The 18,050-nt window shown below is 70.6% G+C and carries 13 protein-coding genes; 6 read left to right on the forward strand and 7 right to left on the reverse strand.

Annotated elements, in window-relative coordinates; all coding sequences use genetic code 11:
- The first annotated feature begins 11 nt into the window (after positions 1-11).
- Entirely contained in the window at positions 12-1,334 is a 1,323-nt protein-coding gene (locus KFLA_RS23120; RefSeq protein WP_237706575.1) for an SWIM zinc finger family protein, read from the forward strand.
- Positions 1,335-1,341: 7 nt separating this feature from the next.
- Here KFLA_RS23120 and KFLA_RS23125 read toward each other — a convergent pair whose 3' ends face one another.
- The 7 genes from KFLA_RS23125 to KFLA_RS23155 form a co-directional block, all read right to left on the reverse strand.
- The gene (locus tag KFLA_RS23125) at positions 1,342-1,698 is read right to left on the reverse strand and encodes an iron chaperone (RefSeq protein ID WP_012922242.1); all 357 of its coding nucleotides are present in this window, start codon (positions 1,696-1,698) and stop codon (positions 1,342-1,344) included.
- Positions 1,699-1,744: 46 nt separating this feature from the next.
- Positions 1,745-2,722: a GDSL-type esterase/lipase family protein gene (locus KFLA_RS23130; RefSeq protein ID WP_237706576.1), complete on the reverse strand. Its 978-nt coding sequence runs from the start codon at positions 2,720-2,722 to the stop codon at positions 1,745-1,747.
- Positions 2,723-2,890: 168 nt separating this feature from the next.
- Positions 2,891-5,770 (reverse strand): CBM35 domain-containing protein, encoded by a 2,880-nt coding sequence (locus KFLA_RS23135; RefSeq protein WP_012922244.1) that lies wholly within the window; start codon positions 5,768-5,770, stop codon positions 2,891-2,893.
- 34 nt (positions 5,771-5,804) lie between these two features.
- Positions 5,805-6,680 carry a carbohydrate ABC transporter permease gene (locus KFLA_RS23140; RefSeq protein ID WP_012922245.1) on the reverse strand — a complete coding sequence of 292 codons (876 nt, stop codon included), beginning with the start codon at positions 6,678-6,680 and terminating at the stop codon, positions 5,805-5,807.
- Complete coding sequence (locus KFLA_RS23145; RefSeq protein WP_012922246.1) at positions 6,677-7,630, reverse strand: carbohydrate ABC transporter permease; 954 nt, start codon at positions 7,628-7,630, stop codon at positions 6,677-6,679. Before KFLA_RS23145 ends, KFLA_RS23140 begins: the two co-directional genes overlap by 4 nt.
- A 3-nt stretch (positions 7,631-7,633) precedes the next feature.
- A complete protein-coding gene (locus KFLA_RS23150; protein ID WP_012922247.1) occupies positions 7,634-8,998 on the reverse strand; it encodes an extracellular solute-binding protein in 1,365 nt (454 codons plus the stop codon).
- Between the two features lie 3 nt (positions 8,999-9,001).
- Positions 9,002-10,597 (reverse strand): glycoside hydrolase family 13 protein, encoded by a 1,596-nt coding sequence (locus KFLA_RS23155; RefSeq protein WP_012922248.1) that lies wholly within the window; start codon positions 10,595-10,597, stop codon positions 9,002-9,004.
- A gap of 124 nt (positions 10,598-10,721) precedes the next feature.
- On the opposite strand from KFLA_RS23155, the gene KFLA_RS23160 reads away from it, so the two are divergent.
- The 5 genes from KFLA_RS23160 (at position 10,722) to KFLA_RS23180 (ending at position 17,795) form a co-directional block, all read left to right on the forward strand.
- On the forward strand, positions 10,722-11,741 hold the full coding sequence (locus KFLA_RS23160) for a LacI family DNA-binding transcriptional regulator (RefSeq protein ID WP_012922249.1): 1,020 nt from the start codon (positions 10,722-10,724) through the stop codon (positions 11,739-11,741).
- A gap of 177 nt (positions 11,742-11,918) precedes the next feature.
- A complete protein-coding gene (locus tag KFLA_RS23165; RefSeq protein WP_012922250.1) occupies positions 11,919-13,109 on the forward strand; it encodes a hypothetical protein in 1,191 nt (396 codons plus the stop codon).
- Positions 13,106-13,879 carry a hypothetical protein gene (locus KFLA_RS23170; protein ID WP_012922251.1) on the forward strand — a complete coding sequence of 258 codons (774 nt, stop codon included), beginning with the start codon at positions 13,106-13,108 and terminating at the stop codon, positions 13,877-13,879. Before KFLA_RS23165 ends, KFLA_RS23170 begins: the two co-directional genes overlap by 4 nt.
- Positions 13,876-14,529 carry a hypothetical protein gene (locus KFLA_RS23175; protein ID WP_012922252.1) on the forward strand — a complete coding sequence of 218 codons (654 nt, stop codon included), beginning with the start codon at positions 13,876-13,878 and terminating at the stop codon, positions 14,527-14,529. The genes KFLA_RS23170 and KFLA_RS23175 overlap by 4 nt, the downstream gene beginning before the upstream one ends.
- Positions 14,526-17,795, forward strand: a complete 3,270-nt coding sequence (locus KFLA_RS23180; protein ID WP_012922253.1) for a coiled-coil domain-containing protein — start codon at positions 14,526-14,528, stop codon at positions 17,793-17,795. Before KFLA_RS23175 ends, KFLA_RS23180 begins: the two co-directional genes overlap by 4 nt.
- Positions 17,796-18,050: the final 255 nt, after the last annotated feature.

Below are 18,050 nucleotides of genomic sequence, written 5' to 3' on the forward strand. Positions count from 1 at the left end.
ACGATCGACCAGTGCCGGACGTCCCCGACCGTACGCCGTGGCGAGGGTGGCGGGGATCCGGAGAGAACGCGGGGTTGCCCGCGGCCAAGGGTGCCGGCAGCCGGCGGCCGTTCGGGGCGACCTGGTGGGGCAAGGCCTGGCTGGAGGCGTTGGAGCAGCGGGCGCGGCTGGACCCGAATCGGTTAGGACGCGGCCGATCGTACGCGCGGCGCGGCAGCGTGCTGGAGCTGACGGTGGACCCGGGGGTGGTCCGGGCGGAGGTGCAGGGCAGCCGCGTCACGCCGTACGGGGTGACGGTGAAGATCCGGGCGTTCTCGGACGCCGAGTGGGACGCCGTGCTCGACGTGGTGTCGGCGCAGATCGGGCGGGTGGCGGCGCTGCTGGACGGGGAGTTGCCGCCGGAACTGGTCGAGGACGTGCAGGCGGCGGGGTTGGAGCTGCTGCCGACGGCCGGTGAGGTGCGGACCGCCTGCAACTGCCCGGACTTCGCGGTGCCGTGCAAGCACTCGGCGGCGGTGTGCTACCTGATCGCGGACGAGCTGGACGAGGATCCGTTCGCGTTGATGTTGCTGCGTGGCCGGCGGAGGGACGAGTTGCTGGCGGCTCTGCGGTCCCGGCGGACGTCGGTGTCCGGGGAGCCGTTGAAGGTGCGGACGCGGCCGGTCGGCGTACTGGCTCGGCAGGCGTTTGCCGCTGAGCTGTCCGGCGAAGAAGCGGTGGGCCGTTCGCACGACGTGCCGGTGCCGCCTCGCCCGGGAGCTCAGGCTGGGGTGCCGGCGGCGGTGCTGGCGTTGGCGCCGCCGCGGGCGTCGGGGGTCGAAGGGCAGGACCTGGTGGCGTTGGCGACGGACGCGGCGCGACGGGCGTGGGAGCTGGCGGTCGGCGACGGGAACGGTGGGCTGCGGCTGACGTTCGAGCAGGATTTGGCGCGGCGGGCGGCGAGCATGCTGGGCACGTCGGCGTTGGCGGATCTGGCGCATCGAGCGGGGGTGTCGTCACGGCAGCTGACCAGTTGGGCGGTCGCCTGGCGGGAGGCCGGTGCGGCAGGGCTCGCGGTGGCGACCGAGACCTCCCCGGCAGCTGACGGCGTCGGCGAGGACCAGCCGGGTGCCACCGGCACGGTTTCCGCCGAGCAGATGGCTGAAGGGATCGCCGCCTTGAGCCAGCTCGCCGGCGGGCGGCGGGTGGTCGTCGACGGGAATCGGGTGTCGCTGGAGCGGCAGCAGCTGCGGTTGGGGCAGGACGGGCTCTGGTACCTGTTCACTGAGCACTTCGGCGACTGGACGCTCGCGGGACCGCCCGCGGCCGATCCCGCCGAGCTCCTGAACCGCTGACGCGACTCTACTTCCCCCGGCCGGCGACGAAGGCTCCGGCGATCCTGGCGACCAGGTCGTACGGGATGGGCTCCTGCAGCGGGAACTTCAGCGTGCCCTTGCCTGCGATGTACGGCGTGATCGCGGCGGCGAGATCCTCGTCGACCGGCGGGATCGGGTAGAGCGAGATGTGCTGCTTCCACCCGCTGAAGTACAGCAGCGGCTTGTCGTCCAGGGTGAGCGTGGGCATGTTGTAGCTGATCGTCTCCCCCGCACCCGGGACGGCGTCGTGCAGCACCTGCCGGACGTTCTCCAGCACCTCGCGGACCTCCGCGGGCTGCGTCGCCAGGTAGTCGTCGACGTTCGCGAACTCGCTCTCCGCCACCCCGTCATCGTCCTCCGCCGGCTGCGCGACGGCAATGCGCCGACGGTCAGCGCGGGGACAAGCCGGTGAGCCGCTGCAGGACCGGGACCAACTGGTCCGCGATCTTGGCGTGCCCGGAGACCGAAGGGTGCAGGCCGTCGGTGCAGTCGGCCTCGGTGATCCAGCCGTCGGTGGGCACGTAGTGGACAGCCGGGTCCTCCACGGCCTTCACCCCGGCCGCGATCTCGCCGGCGAACTTCCCGCTGAACGGGCTCAGGGCCACGATCGTGCTGCCGGGGTACGCCGCGCGCACGGTCCGCAGGTAGCCGGCGTACTGGTCGGCTGTCAGCGTCTCGTCGTTCACGCCGAGGTTCAGCACGACCAGGTCGGGGGCGGCGATGCGGAGCGCGCGTGAGCCGGCGAAGTTCCAGCCGAAGGAATCGGTCCCCGCCGGCACCTCGCCGTTGCCGGTGCGCAGTACGCCCTGACGGCCGAAGCCCACCTGGTACGCCGTGGCGCCGAACGCGCGGGCGGTCAGGTACGCGAACGACTTCGCCCCGTCGGCACCGGCCGACTCCGGGTCTGCGCTCAGCGCGCGGACGCCCTGGGTGATCGAGTCGCCGTAGAACTCGAACCGCGGACCGCCTGGCTGAGCCCCCAGCCGCAGCCGGGTGGTCGCGTCGAGCACCAGCCCGGCGAAGATCACCGCGCAGGCGAACGGCGGGTTCCAGCGGTTGACGAACTCGTTGACGTCCTTCACGACGAGGTCGACCGTGTGCCGGCCGTCGGGAACCGTCAGCTCGAGCACCGGCTGCTCGATCAGGTGCAGCGTCGGCTCGGCCTGGTCGACGGACACCCAGAGCTGCGGGGCGACGGTCAGGCCGTCGGTGTCGAACAGCAACTGGACGCCGGTCCCGCTGAAGCCGAACGACAGCCGGGAGCCGGAGTTCACCGTGATCGCGAGCCCGGGCTCGTGCCCCCACTGCCCTTCCAGCAGGATCCGCGGATCCCCCGGTGCGACCACCTCGCCTGGCACGAACGCCACGTTGACTCCCTCCGCCTCGACCGTCGCCCCATTCTGGCCGCCCGTGCGCGGCCTGCCGACGGCACCCCGGTCGCCCACCACTCAGCAACCTCTCGGCACGCACACCGTCGCGAGCGTGAACCGGCTGTGTCGGTCCACGCTCGCGAGCGCTTGATGAGTGGTGCAGCTTCAGAAGCCGGAGTTGCCCGGGCCCCGGTGGAGGGTGAAGCCGGTGGTGTTGTTGAGACCACCGGCTGCGGCACCGGCCACCGTCACGTAGTTGAACGTGCCCGAGCCGGGACTCAGGATCTCGATGCCGTACGTGCCGGCGCCACTCACCTTGACCCGGTCGAAGGTGATGTTGGTGATCGGCCGCTGCCAGGTCAGCAGGATGCCCTGGTACGTGCTGTCCACGATGTCGACGTCCTTGATCAGCACCGGCGCGCTGATGTCACGGGACTCCGCGTAGATCCACAGCGCCCCCTGGCTGCTGTTCCAGTCCGTGTTGAACCCGCCCGCTCGTGTGATCGTGTTGCGCTGCACCACCGTCGTCCCCGCGAACGGCTGGGCCCCGTGCCAGGTCGAGACGGTGATACCCGACGCGGTGTAGACGGTGTCGGAGAACAGGTTGTCCTCGATCCGGTTGCCGTTACCGCCGTAGATGCCGGCCGTGTTGGCCAGCGCGGGCAGTGTCGCCGTGTTGAAGGTGAACGCGCAGTTGGTGACCGAGGCCGAGTACGACCACATCGCCAGCGCGTCGTCGCCGGTGTTGCGCAGCACGCTCTGGTCGACCCGGGAGCTGCTGACCGTGTCGTTCAGGTTCACACCGTCGGCGAAGGTGTTGCGGATCCGGACACCGGCCACGTACAGCCCGTTCGCGTTGTTCACCCAGAGCCCGACCTTGGCGTGCTCGACCCAGACGTTGTGGATCAGCGAGCCGGTCCCGAAGTCGCCCTGCATCGCCGCGTGCGTGGTGACGACGCCGTCGGGATCGCGGTGGCGCACGTCCCCGGCGAAGGTGAAGTCGGCCAACTGGATGGCACTGCCGGTTCCGAGGAAGCCGCCGAGCCCGTTGTTACCGCGGATCGTGGTGTGCCACATCCCGGCGCCGCGGACGGCGACGTTGTCGACGTTCAGCCGGTTGGTCAGGTCGAAGGTGCCGGCCGGGACCCACAGCGGCTTGCCCTGCGCCTTCGCCGCGCTGATCGCCGTGCCGAAGGCGGCCGTGTCGTCGCCCGAACCCGGCACCGCGCCGTACGCCGTGACGTCGAGCGCGCCGGCCGGAGCAGTCAGCGCCGGGGCGACGACCTCGGTGTCGATCAGGTCGACCGTGATCGGTGTGCCGGTGTCGTTCTGCAGCCTCAGCACGGTGCCCGCCGGGTAGTTCGGCAGCGTGGTCCGGACCTCGTCGTAGAACCGGTGCCCGTTGCCCAGCGCCGGGTCGTTCGGGAACGGGTAGTTGCCGTACACCCAGCTGTACGCCGAGGTCAGCGTGACATCCTTGACCTTCGCCCCGCCGACGTAGATGCCGAGCGGGGCGGTGATCCCGGTGCCGGCCGCGTTGTCCGGGATCGAGTACCGCACGACCAGGGAGTTGGTGGGCTGGGTCAGCGTGAACTGCGCGTACTTGCCGGCGTTGTCGAGCCGGACGGCCCGCCGCCCGGACGACTCCGACGGGATGGTCCGGTACGTGCGGTCCGGGCCGAGCACGGTCCCATTCGTGCTGCTGTTCTCCGCCTCGTACTCGGTGTACGCGACTGTTGCTCCCCGCGTCGCGAGCGCGGCCGACCCCGTCACCGTCAGGTCGTCGAGCGAGACGTTGCCGCTGTCACCCGAGTCGTACTGGTAGCCGATCAGATTGAGTCCGGCCCGCAACGGCAGCGCCTGCTGGACCGTCGACCAACCACTGGCCGCCGGCAACGACACCTGGCCCACCCGGACGCCGTTGGCGTAGACGCTGAGGGTCTTGGTGCTGCCCGTCGGATTGCTGTAGCGCAACGTCGTGGCCGCGTTGCCGGCGGCGTTCAGCTTGACGGTGCGGATCACCCGGCTGCCGACAGTGGTGAACCCGGTGACATACCCACTGCCGGCGAACCCGCTGATCGACGTACCGACGCTCGCGCCACCGGACAGGAAGCCACCTTCCAGACCTGCGCCGTCGGCCGGCGGTACATCGGTGGGCGGGGTGACGGTCAGGTTGTCGAGATTCACGTTGCCCGAGTCGGACGCGTCGAACCTGTACGCGATGGTGTTGGCTCCGGCGATCAGCGGGACGGACTCCGCCGACGTACCCCAGCTCGCCCAGCCGGAGGTCGGCGGCAGGCTGATCTGCCGGAGCTTGGTGCCTCGGACGTAGAGCGACAACGTCATCGCGACGCCGGTCCCGTTGGCGTAGCGCAGTGTCGCGGTGCCGGAGCCGGACTTGGCCGAGTTGACCGAGAACGTCGTTGCGGCGTTGCCCTTGTTCCCGTCGGTGTAGCCGCCGACGAAGCCCGTCCCCGTGTAGCCCGCGTGCCCGGTGGACACCGTGGCGCCGCCGGACAGCACGGCGTTCTCGGCTTCCTGGGTGCCCTCCGCGGCGGCAGGCGCGTCCGTCACGATCAGCTTGTCGAGGTTGACGTTGCCCGAGTCGGACGCGTCGAAACGGTACGCGATGGACTTCGCACCGGCGGTCAGCGAGAGCGTCGTACTGACCTCTCCCCAACCGGCCCAGCCCGACGTCGCGGGCAGAGTGACCTGTTGCACCTTGGCACCGCCGACGTACAGGGACAGGGTCTTGGCGGAGCCGGTGCCGTTCGCGTAGCGCAGCGCCAGGCGATAGCTTCCGGTGGATGGCGGAGCCACCGTCGCTGTGACCGCGGCAGTTCCCTTGTTCGGGTCGGTGAAGCCGCCGACGTACGCGCTTCCCGAGTACCCGGAGTGCTCGGTCTGGGCGACCGCTCCCCCGGCGAGAACGGCGTTCTCCGCCTCGACCGTGATGGAGTAGGCGGCGTGAGCGGCGGGGACGGTGGTGCCGGTCAGGGTCAGGGCCGCGACGACAAGCGCGGCAAGGCTTCGGAATCTGGGCATGGGTGAGCCCTTCTGTGCAGCGGGTTGGGCGGATTCACCCCTTGACCGCACCACCCAGCGCCCCGGACTTCAGGAAGAGGCGCTGGAACACCAGGAACAGTGCGACCGGGATGACAGTGGAGATCGCGAGCGCGGCGAGAAACACGTCGAGCTCGACGAAACGTTGCAACGCGGGCAGCCGCACCGACAGCGGCTGCAGATCGGGATCGGGCAGCACCAGCAACGGCCAGAGAAAGTCCTTCCAGGCGGCGATCACGGCGAACACCGAGACCACTCCGAGAATCGGCCGCGACATCGGCAGCACCACCGACCAGAACAGCCGGAACGGCCCCGCGCCGTCGACCGTGGCGGCCTCGAACACCTCCCGCGGCAGGTTCGCGAAGAACCGCTGGACCAGCAGGATGTTGAACGCGTTGGCCCCGGCCGGCAGCCAGACCGCCCAGAACGAGTTGGTCAGTGAAGCCTTGAGCAACGGTGGGTCGACCACCGTCAGGTACAGCGGGACGAGCAGCACCACCGACGGCACGAACAGCGTCGCCAGCACCACCCCGGTCAGCACCTTGCCGTACCGCGGCCGCAGGACGGCGAGGGCGAAACCGGCCGTCGTTGCCACCAGCAACTGGACCAGCCAGGACCCGGCCGCGAGCACGACGGTGTTGAAGAAGTACTTGTCGATCTCCACCCGGGTCCACGCGGTCGACAGGTTGGCCCAGTCGACCCCGTTCGGGAAGATCTCGAGCGGAGCCCGCAGCGTGTCCTGAGTCGGCGTGATCGCCGCCTTGGCGAGCCACAGCATCGGTCCCAGCCCCGCCAGGAACAGCAGGACCAGCAGCACGCCGTGCACCCCGTACGCCGTACGACGGATGCCCGGGCGGCGCCAGTCGGAACCGGACAGGATGCCCCTGCTCATGAGGTGCTCCAGGAGCGGGTCAGCCGGAAGTAGAGCGCGGACAGCAGCCCGAGTACGACCGCCAGCATGATGCTCAGCGCGGTCGCCGAGCCGTAGGCGCCGCCAAGGCTGTTCGCGAACGCGTAGTTGTAGATCAGCAGCAGGATCGTGGTCGTCGAGTTGGCCGGACCGCCGCCGGTGAACAGGAACGGCTCCAGGAACACCTGCGCGGTCCCGACGATCTGCAGGATGAAGGTGATCAGCAGGATGCCGCGCAGCTGCGGCAGCGTGACGTGCCAGATCTTGCGCCAGATCGACGCCCGGTCGATCTCCGCCGCCTCGTACAGGTCGGTGGAGACGCCGGTCAGCGCGGCCAGGTAGATGATCACCGTGCCACCCGCGGCGGCCCAGGTCGCCTCCAGCACCAGCGCGGGCATCGCCGTACCGGAGTCCTGCAGCCAGGCGACGGGGCCGATGCCGACCCAACCGAGCATGGTGTTGAACACTCCGGTCGGCGACGCGTCGTAGAAGAACTTCCACAGCAGCACCGCGACCACCGGCGGGATCACCACCGGCAGGTACGCCAGCGCGCTGTACAGCCCCTTGAACCGGCGCACCTCGCTCATCAGCACCGCTGCCAGCAGCGGGACGGGATAGCCGAACAGCAACGCCAGCGCTGCGAAGTACAGGGTGTTCTTGACCGCGGTCCACAGCAGCGGGTCGGCCAGCACGTCGCGGAAGTTCTGCAGCCCGACGAACGTCGCCGGAGTGACCAGATTGGTCTCCTGGAAGCTCATCAACACCGCCCGGCCGATCGGGAACCAGGAGAAGATCCCGAACACCACCAGCAGCGGCAGCAGGAACACCAGAGTGCTCAGCCCGCCGCCCCGGACCCAGCTCAGGGGGGTCCGGCGGCGGCCGGCCTCGGTCCGGCGAATCACCAGGGGCGCCGGACGGATCTCTGCGGCCATCGGTCAGTTCCGGTCCAGCAGGGCCTGCGCCTCTGCGTCGGCCTTCTTCAGCAGGTCGGCGATGTCGGCGTCCTTCTGGGTCAGCACCGACTGCACGACCGGGTCGAGGATCTTGTACACCTCCTGGGTCGACCGGGACGGCTCTGTCACCAGCGGCTGGTCGAACATCTTGTCCGTGTACGGCGTCATCTGCGCCAGCGGCACGTTGACGTACTGCGCGACCCACTTCAGCGACTTGTCGTAGGTCGCCTTGTCGAACACCGGCAGCTGCGGCACCCCGACCGGCTGCTTCGACGCAGCGATCGTCTTCGCGTCCAGTACGGCGGACTGCTGGTCAACCAGCTTCTTCAAGTAGTAGAAGTCGATCCACTTCACCGCGGCCGCCTTCACCGGCTCACTGGCCTTCGCACTCACCGTCGCCAGCGTGCCGCCGCCCAGCACACCGGCGTCCGGGCTGTCCTTGAGCGGTACGACCGTGACGCCGTAGTCGGCCGGCTTGAGCGCGTTCTGGGTGACCAGCGAGCCGTAGTTGCCGCCGCCGGAGACGTACATGCCGATCTGGCCGGCCGCGAACGCCTGGTTGATGCTGCCCCAGTCGTAGAGGAAGTTCGACCCCATGCTGTTGTCATCCCAGCGCATCGACTTCAACAGTCGGAGGACCTCGGTCATCTGCGGGGTGTCGAGCTCGGCCGTCGCCTTGTCACCGTCGAGCTTCTCCGCCCGGCCACCGAAGGCGTAGTCCAGCGTGGTGAGGATCCAGCCGCCGGTGTTGTCGGCGGTCAGCTGGGCGTAGCCGGCCTTACCGGTCGTGTCGGCGATCTGCTTCGCCGCGCTGCGCAGTTCGTCCCAGGTCGCCGGCGGCTTGTCCGGGTCGAGTCCGGCCTGCTTGAACAGAGTGCGGTTGTAGTGCAGCGCCTGGCCGTAGGCAGCGATCGGGACCGCCCACATCTTGCCGTCGTCGGCCTGCCCCGCCTTGGTGACGGTGGCGCTGAACTTGCCGGCGTACGGGAGGGCGCTGACCAGACCGCTGATGTCGGCGATCTGCTTGCGCTCGATCAGGCCGCGGCCGTCCGTGAACGGCACGGTGAACACATCGGGCAGCGTGTTGCCGGCCAGCTGGGCGGTGAACGTGGTCGCCGTCCAGTTGTACTCCTGCGGCACCACGTCGATGTCCGGGTTGGCCTTCTCGAACTGCGCGACCCGCTCGTCGAAGGCCGCGACCGCGCCCTTGTCCAGCCCGGGGTCACGAGCGACCTTCAGGGTCACCGGACCGCTGTCGGCCGTCTGGTCGGTGTCGTCTGCCCCGGAGCACGCGGTGAGGGCGGCGAGCAGCCCCGTCAGCGCCAGCGAGGTGATCAGCTTCTTCATGGGTCAAACTCCTGAGTGGATCGGCCGGAGCCAGGCAGCGGCGTCGGTGGACAGCTCACCCGCGTCGAGCGGCACGCTGGCGAGCAGGACTTCGTACTGCGGGGGCAGCGGCACGGACGCCGCTCCGAGGTTCACCAGGCAGAGCACGTCGCCGCGGGTGAACGCGATCAGGTCGCCGGTGTCGAGCTCGTGCCAGCCGAACGACTCCGCGAAGGACCGGCGCAGCCGCAGGGCGCTCCGGTAGAGGGTGAGCATCGAGTCCGGGTCGTTATCCTGCGCCTCCACCGACCTGGTCGCCCAGTCCGCCGGCTGCGGCAGCCACGGACCGAAGCCCTGACTGTTGAAGCCGAAGCTCGCGCCGGTGGTTGTCCACGGCAACGGCACCCGGCACCCGTCACGCCCCGGGTCGTGGCCGTCGGACCGATGGAAGATCGGGTCCTGCAGCGCGGTCAGCGGCAGGTCCTCGACCTCGGGCAGCCCAAGCTCGTCCCCCTGATAGACGTAGAGCGATCCCGGCAGCGCTGCCGTCAGCAACGCCGCCGCTCGCGCCCGCCGGGTACCCAGCCCCAGATCCGTCGGTACGCCGAACCGCTTGGTGGCGAAGGAGAACGAACTGTCCTCGCGCCCGTACCGGGTGACCGGGCGCGTGACGTCGTGGTTGGACAGGACCCAGGTGGCCGGGGCCTCGACCGGCGCGTGCGCGGCGAGCGTGCTGACGATCGAGTCGCGCAGCTCCGCGGCGTGCCACGGCCGGGCCATCAGCTCGAAGTTGAACGCGGTGTGGATCTCGTCGGGGCGCAGGTAACGGGCGAACCGCTCGGCGTCAGCGAGCCAGATCTCACCGACCAGCACCCGCGGCGGGTGGTAGGAGTCGGCGACCGCCCGCCAGGCCCGGTAGATGTCGTGCACGCCGTCACGGTCGACGTACGGGTGCTGCTCGGTCTCCCCGAGCTGCGGCAACGACGGGTCCTTCACCGGCATGGTGGCCGAGTCGATCCGGATCCCGGCGACGCCACGGTCGAACCAGAACCGCAGGACCTGCTCGTGCTCACGGCGTACGTCGGGGTGGTTCCAGTTCAGGTCGGGTTGCTCGGGGGTGAACAGGTGCAGGTACCACTCCCCCGGCGTACCGTCCGGGTTCTTGGTCCTGGTCCAGGTGTCGCCGGAGAAGCTGGAGACCCAGTTCGTCGGCACTTCCTCACCGCCGCGGAACCAGAACCGCTCCCGCTCCGGCGCACCCGGCTCGGCGGCCAGCGCGGCCCGGAACCAGGCGTGCTCGCTGGAGACGTGGTTCGGGACGATGTCGATGATCGTGCGGATGCCCAGGGTGGCGGCCTCCGCGATCAACTGCTCGGCCTGCTCGACCGTGCCGAACGCCGGGTCGATCACCCGGTAGTCGGCCACGTCGTACCCGCCGTCGGCCAGCGGCGAGAGGTACCACGGCGTGAACCAGAGCGCGTCGACGCCCAGGCTGCGCAGGTACGGCAGCCGGGACCGGACGCCGGCCAGATCACCGGTCCCGTCGCCGTTCCCGTCGGCGAAGCTGCGCGGGTAGATCTGGTAGATCACCGCGGTCCGCCACCACGACTCGTCGCTCACACTCGGCTCCGCTCGCCTTGATTTATGGTAGGTTTAGCGCTCCACCTTGCAGGGACCGTACGGTCGCCGACGGGAGGCTGTCAACACCGCGAGGCGATATCGTGGCGGGGCGAAGGGAGAACTGGTGCGGGTCACGCTGAAGGACATCGCCGACGAGGCCGGGGTCAGCATGATGACGGTGTCGAACGTGGTGAACGGCAAGCGGGCGCGGGTCTCCCCGGAGACGATCGAGCGGATCCAGCGCATCGTCGCCGAGCGCGGCTACGTGCCGAGCGCGTCGGCGCGCAGCCTGGCGGCGAAGTCGTCGAAGCTGATCGGCCTGCTGGTGCCGGCCGCCGACGAGGACAGCCTGATGATCAGCCCGCACAACGTCGCGATCGTCGGCCTGATCGAGCGCGAGCTGCGCAAGGGCGGCTACCACCTGCTGCTGCGCGGGATCTCCCAGCCGGCCGAGGTGGCCGAGGCGCTGCAGTCGTGGAGCCTGGACGGCGCGGTCCTGCTCGGCTTCCTCGACGAGGAGATCGACCGGCTGACCGCGAGGACCGTCGGCAAGGTGTCGCTGCTGGCGATCGACAGCTACTCGGCGAACCCGCTGACCACCGGTGTACGGTCCGACGACCACACCGGCGCCCTGCTCGCTGCCCGGCACCTGCTGGCCCTCGGGCACCGCGAGATCGTGTTCGCGGGACCGGCCTTCTCCGATGTCGGCGTGGTGCACCAGCGCTACCAGGGCTTCCGCGCCGCGTACGCCGAGGCGGGACTGACCTGGATCGAGCGGATCGTCACCGTCGAGACGACCACGCACGGCAGCGGCCGCGACCTCGGTCTGAGGCTGATGCAGTCCCACCCGGAGGCGACCGCCGTCTTCGCCACGGCCGACATCCTGGCGATCGGCATCATGGAAGGGCTCGCCGAGGCGGGCTGCTCGGTGCCCGGCGACGTGTCCGTGCTCGGCTTCGACGATCTCGACCTGAGCCGTTACGTCACACCGAAGCTGACCACGATCGCGCAGGACATCCCGCAGAAGGCGGCGATCGCGGTCCGGTTGCTGCTGGCCGCCGTCGAGCGCCGCGAGCATCCCGCCGACCCGATCACCCTGGGCGTCCGCCTCATCACCCGCGACTCGACCGCCGCGCCGCGCTGACCCTGCTGCCGATCGCGCCGGTCCCTGGGCGCAGTCGTGTCCCGAGGGTTCCTGGGCGGCCGGGGATGTCCACAGGTCGCGCTCCCTCGGTTTTTCGTCGGTCGGCGGCGGTCGCTAGAGTCCTGGGTCTGGTCGCCGATCGCGGTTCCCGGCCGGCGGCCCACGGGAGGAGGATCGATGGACGCCACGTTGCTGGACGCCGAGGCGGAAGCCGCGGTACTGCGGGTCTACCGGCAGGTGTTCGCCGTGCTCGCCCGCGAGGCCGGGGCGATGATCGTCGACCCCGAGCTGCTCGACGTCGACCAGGCGATCCTGGACGCGTTCGCCGAGGCAGGCAGCGACGGCATGACCGTCGAGCAGGCGACGCTGGCCTGCCGGTCCTTCCCGCACGACGTGGTGGTGCGCCGGTTCGAGGTGCTGCGGCAGTACGGCGCCATCACCAAACTCGTCGACCGGCCGAACGAGCTGCGCCACCGGGCGGCGTTCGCGCCGTACGTGATGCTGATGTTCCTGCGCCGGATGTCGGTGCAGGGCGGTCAGGGCGAGCTGCACCAGCTGCTCACCCTCGAGGCGCACAGCGTGAGCGACCCGCGCGCCACCGAGCAGGAAGGGCAGGCGTCGGTCGAGCGGCTGACCAAGGTGTTCCGGCTGCTCGGCAACGAGCTGGCCATCCTGGTCTCCACCAGCACGACCGCGCAGCTCCGGGAGAACGCGCAGCTCGCCTGGGGCAACGAGCGGCTGATCGAACAGGCCGAGAAGGTGCACCGGATCGTGCTCGAGCGCTGGCCCGGCCTGCACCGGGTCTGCACCCAGCTGCGGATGGCGCTGGCGGCGTACGCCGACGCTGTGCAACTGGCCGCGGGCCGGCTGGTGGAGCGCGCCGGGACGACCCGGGCGCTGGGACTGCTGCCGATCGAGACCTGGCTGACGTTCACCCGGACCAGTGACACGGAGACGCTGGCCGGCGTACTGGATGGGCTGCTCTTCGACGCCGCGGCGCCGGACTTCTCCCCCGAAACGATGCTGGAGGCGGTCGAGACCGGCCGCCGTACCGGTACCGCGCGGATGGCGCCGCCGCGCCCGTCGGCGGAGGTCGAGGCGCCCGAGTCCGCCGCCGCGACCGACCGGGAGGATCTGCGCGCGGAGGCGGAGCGCATCCTGGCCGGGCGGGACAGCGTCGACATCGGCGACGTGGTCGACAACGCCGGCGACTGGGTCACCGCGCGCCGGGTCCTTGCCGAGCTGACCGCGGCGCATCTCCACGACGAGCTGGACTACGAGCTGGTCTGGTCGGACGGGATGCGGATCGACCCGTCGGCGGGGACGCCGTGGGTGACCGAAGGAACGTTCCGGCGGATCAGCCGATGAGTGCCGACGTGGTGGAGAACGGGCGCGCCTACAACGCGTTGTGGTGGGCGAAGGTCCAGTCGGGCGGCCCACAGAAGGTCCCGGCCGACACACCCGCCGTCGCCGGACTGGCTCGCGCGGTCGAGCCTGACGGGTCGGGCCTGTGGATGCTGCCGACAGTGCCGGACGGCGCAGGTCACGGCGTACTGGAGGAGCTCGGCGCGCCACCCGTCGCCGTGGAGATGCCGAACGAGACGGCTCGCGTCCTGGCCATCTGCGTCGCCTGCTGCTGGACCGACCGGGACGCGTCGACCTGGCCTGGCGTCACCGGCACGCTCGCCCAGGTCAAGGCCGTGTACGCCGGGATGCGCGGCCGCGCCGAGCAGTCCAGCGACCTGACCCTGATCATCGGCAGCCTGCGTCGGCTGCACGCCACCCACTGGCTGCTCTGGAACGAAAAGGCAGGCGAAGTCCGCCTCGGTCCCCGGACCATCACCTGGAGCCCCAGCGACCTGGCGACCCTGCGGGAGATTTGCAGAGTTCTCCCGGACCCGCCTCCCGCCGTACTGGTCGCGCGCGCGCCCGAGCCGACGCCGGATCCGCTGCCGGTAGCCGCCTCAGCGGACGGTCCGGCTCCGTCGTCCGATCAGGCCGCCGCCTCCGCTTTGCCTTCCCCTGCTGCGCCGCCGGCGGACGGTGCGCCGGGCCCGACCCCTGACCCCTCGCCGTCCCTCACCTCGACCTCGCCTGCGCCCTCCGCCCCGGCACGGAGTACGGAGCAGTCCGGATGACCGAGCAGCACGCGCTCTTCGACCCGATCCTGCAGGACCTCAGCGATCGCTCCCGCGACGAGGTGCTCGCGGCGTTCAGCGCGGTCCAGTACGCCGCCAACCCGGTCGCCGAAGTCCAGCTCCCCGGCCTCCGCGACGTCACCCTGCGCCGCCAGGTGCAGAAGATGCTGACCCTCATCGGCCGCACCCTGGTCAAGGTCGACGGCACCCACTGGACCTCCGGCTACGCCGACGACGTCGCCGCGACTCTCACCGCCCAGGGCTGGCAACCCCTCTCGGCCGTCGACCGCGCCGTCCTCGTCCTGGTCCTCGTGCACTCGGTCGCGATCCCCCGCAGCGAAGGCATCCTGACCGGCGACAGCTGGAAGTCGGCCCGCCCCACCACCGTCGACGAACTGCGCACCACCAGGATCAGCGGGGAAGACCGGCGCCTCGCCCTGCAGCGGCTCCGCGCCGCCGGCCTGGTCCAGCTGTCCGGCGACCACTCGGGCGGACCGAGCTACATCCCCGGCCCGCAACTGCAACGTCTCACCCCGGCCGCGCGGCGGCGCCTGCAGGACCAGCTGATCCTCGCGGCCGCCCCGGCCAGCCCGATCGCGGAGGCCATCCGCGCGCGCAAAGGACTCACCGGAGAAGAAGGAGCGGCATGAGCACACCAGCAGGAGCCGGACGGGCTGCGGACGGGTCGACGGACGGCCCGTTCGACATCCTCGGCTCGAAGGTGCTGCTCGGCGTCCAGGTCGTCGACCTGTCCCGGCTGTCGACGCACCCGATCCCGATGGTCGGCCAGGGCCTGGTCACCGTCGCCGGGCAGGGCCCGACCGACTCCAACGGCGCCGGCAAGTCGTCCTGGATCGCCGCGTTGTCGCTGCTGCACGCCGATGACCAGTGGCGTCTGACCAGCGGCGCGCCGGGTGCCGCCGAGCTGCTGTTCACCGCCGAGGCCGCCGGCCAGGAAGGCAACTGGTCCAACGTCGACCGCGGCTACATCGTCGGCGTGTTCTCCGACCCGGACCTGACCGACCTGGCCGAGATCGAGGCCGCCGCGATCACCGTCTGGATCCGGATCAACCGCAAGGCGTCGTACCTGGACCTGCGCTGGAAGAACGGCCTGCACGTCCCGTACGGCGCAACCGAGGCCGAGCGCGCGGCCGGCGCCGACGCGTTGTGGGCCGCGCTGCCGCACTCCAACGGCCGCACCGACTTCCACGCGAACAAGCTGTCCCAGGTCCTGTACGGCGGCCAAGTTCGCTGCGTCTCCTTCCTGTCGACCTCGGTCCGCTCCAGCCCGACCGCCAACCTGCTGGCCGAGCCGCTCAACGAGCTCGGTCCCGCCCGAATCTTCAACGCGATCGCGACCCTCACCGGCCTCGACCACGAGCTGGAGCAGGAGCAAGCACATCGCTCCGCCGAGCACACCCAGCGCGAGGCGACCAAGCAGGCGGCCGCCGACCTGCAGCGGTGGGAGCAGGAAATGGCGACCGTCGAGGCCGGCATCCTGCAGCGGGCCGCGGCCCGGGAGGCACTCTCCGCCGCGAAGGAGTCCTGGCGCGCGCGATGTGCCCGGCATCTGGTCGACGGAGACGCCCGCAACGGCGAGATCCTGCAGGAGCTCGCCCAGCTGGACGAGCGGGTCGCTGAGCAGGAGGCCCGGCGCGAGGCGGTCGACACCGAGATCGACGCGTTCGGCAGCGAAGAGAACCTGCTGCGCGACGTCCAGCTGACTCGGCAGGAGCGCGACAAGCTCGACGCCCGCGACCGCGAGCTCGACTTGGCTCAGCGGTCGGTTCGCGAGCAGTTGGAGCGCCTGGGCCAGGAGCACCGCCGCCTGGTTGATGCCGGCCGTTCGGCCGACGGGCGTGAGCTGGACGTCGCCCTGGCCGAGCAGGACGAGGCTCGCGCCGTACTGGAGGAGCACATCGGCCGCGACCACGCCGCCCGGATGGCCGTCGACCAGGCCACCGCCGAGCTGCGTGAGGCTGAGAGCGGCCAGACCGTCTCTGCGCCGCAGCAGCAGGTGCTGGAAAACGCGGGCATCGCCTGCGGCGCGCTGACCGACATCACCGAGCTGCCCGCCGGCGACCGTGCCGAGTGGGAGCCGCGACTCGCGCCGTACCACGAGGCCGTGGTCGTCGACGCCGACGACGCCGCCCTCGCAGCGGCAGCCCTGACCGAGGCGGGGTACGCGGGGTTCCTGCTCGTCCTGGCGAACCGTCCCGCGGGGTCAGCGAGCACCTCCTTCGATGCTTCTGCCGACATCGTCTCGAAGTCGGCCGGCACCGCGTCAGCTGCGGCTGACAAGGTCTCCACTTCTGCCGGCACGTCCTCGACTGATTCCGCGCAAGCGGGCCCAGGGCGGGGGCCGTCGTCGGCGGACAAGCGGTTCCAGCTCGACGCGTTCTTCGAAGCGCTGGCGTCCCGGGCCGCGAAGGAGCTCATCGACGAGGCCGCCGGCGTGGTCTCGGTCGGGCAGCACGACGAACCGATCACCGGCCGGACCGCCCGCATCGAGGCGGCCCGGCGCCGGCTGGACTCAGCGATCGAGGCCCGCGCCGCGGCTTCGGCCGCGTTGGAGCAGGCTCGGGCCCGCGTCGAGCAGGCCGAGCGTCGTACTGCGGCCGCTCGCGCGCTCGGCACGGCGTCGAGTCTCCAGGAGCAAATCCTGGCACTCCGCGAAGAGAACGACCGCCACGCGACTGACCGGGACGCGCTCGCACCGCAGCTCCAGGCCGCCAAGGAGTCCGCCGAGGCAGCTGCCGGCCAGCAGCTCGTCCGCGACGAGCGCCTGAAAAACCTGGAAGCCACCCGACGTGAGCACAACCGCTTGCTCGACGAGCTGTCCGCCCGTCGGCTGGTCCTGCTCGAGGAGCAGACCGCGCTCGACCTGGTATCTCGCACGACGGCCTGGGGCGGCACCGTCGAGGAGGCGTCCGAGTTCCTGCTGGCGCTGCCGATCGACGCCCAGCGCCGGACCACCGCCGACTGGAACCACCAGGCCGCGACCCAGCTCGACGACGTCATCCGCCGCTGCTTCCCGAACGCGCGCTCCCGCGAGGAGATCCCCTCCGAGCTGTGGGAGATCCTGAACGGCCCGGACGGCTGGTCCAACGGCACGCTCGGCATCCGCGTCGGCCTGGTTCCCGCACTGCACCGGACACTCGCCAGCCATCTCGCGCAGCACGAGACGTTCGACAGCCTCCAGCAACAGCAGATCGCGAACCAGCGCGCCGAGCGCCACGCCGCGCTGGAACGCGCTCGCGAAGGACTCGGCGAGGCCGAGAGCACCGCCCGCGCCCACCGCGCCTCCCTTGCCGACGGCATCAAGTCGCGCCTGCGCCTAGTATCGGCGGAGTTCGACCGCCTCGACCAGCAGTACGGCGGCTACGGCGCGAAGCTGGAGTACCCGGAGCCCGACCCGCCGTCGGAGCCCGACAAGCCGTGGCGCTGGACCGTCACACCGAAGTGGCGGCGCTCGGAGGGCGGCCCGTTCTCGGCGTTCAACGTCAAGGGCAACACCGCGCAGATGGACGAGAAGGCGGTCAAGCTGGTCTGCGCCGCCGCGCTCGCCGGTGGCAGCGACCGGCCGCTGCTGCTGATCCTGGACGAACTGGGCCGCAACCTCGGTTCCCAGCACCGCCGCGAAGCGGTCGCCCTGTTCGAGCAGATCGGTCGGGACCGCAACATCACCGTCATCGGCGCCCTCCAGGACGACATGGAGCGCTACGCCCTGGCGTCGTCCCGGCTGTACGTCAAGCTGCGCCGCAGCTCCGACACGATGCCGTACAACCAGTCACCGGTCGTCAAGGGCAACGAAGAGAACGCCGCCCGGGTAGAACTGCTCCGCACCTGGCTCGAGTCCTACCGCGGCCCAGCCCCGACCCTCGACCTCCCCACTCCCACCCTCGACACGGCCTGACCCGCCGCGAGGAACATCGAGGTGGATCGGCCTGAGCCTCTATCGGTGCCGGCCGGTGGACCCGGACGGGCCTCTAGCGGTCACGCCGATGGTTCCGCACGGGCCTTCGCCGGTCTGGGCGATGGAAACGCGCGCGGCGTCCACCGGCACCTGGGCCACCGCCACCGGGTCCGTCGCCCGCTCACCACGCGAGCTTGATGCCAGCGACTGGCACCAAGCTTCACGCCGGAGCATCGCGTGGCCGACACTTCATGC

It is taken from the genome of Kribbella flavida DSM 17836 (assembly GCF_000024345.1).
Taxonomy (GTDB): Bacteria; Actinomycetota; Actinomycetes; order Propionibacteriales; family Kribbellaceae; genus Kribbella; species Kribbella flavida.

Excerpts from the sequence above, each read along its gene's own strand:
- KFLA_RS23135 (WP_012922244.1), bottom strand. The coding sequence starts at position 5,770 with ATGCCCAGATTCCGAAGCCTTGCCGCGCTTGTCGTCGCGGCCCTGACC.
- KFLA_RS23140 (WP_012922245.1), bottom strand. The coding sequence starts at position 6,680 with ATGAGCAGGGGCATCCTGTCCGGTTCCGACTGGCGCCGCCCGGGCATC.
- KFLA_RS23145 (WP_012922246.1), bottom strand. The coding sequence starts at position 7,630 with ATGGCCGCAGAGATCCGTCCGGCGCCCCTGGTGATTCGCCGGACCGAG.
- KFLA_RS23150 (WP_012922247.1), bottom strand. The coding sequence starts at position 8,998 with ATGAAGAAGCTGATCACCTCGCTGGCGCTGACGGGGCTGCTCGCCGCC.
- KFLA_RS23165 (WP_012922250.1), top strand. The coding sequence starts at position 11,919 with ATGGACGCCACGTTGCTGGACGCCGAGGCGGAAGCCGCGGTACTGCGG.
- KFLA_RS23170 (WP_012922251.1), top strand. The coding sequence starts at position 13,106 with ATGAGTGCCGACGTGGTGGAGAACGGGCGCGCCTACAACGCGTTGTGG.
- KFLA_RS23175 (WP_012922252.1), top strand. The coding sequence starts at position 13,876 with ATGACCGAGCAGCACGCGCTCTTCGACCCGATCCTGCAGGACCTCAGC.
- KFLA_RS23180 (WP_012922253.1), top strand. The coding sequence starts at position 14,526 with ATGAGCACACCAGCAGGAGCCGGACGGGCTGCGGACGGGTCGACGGAC.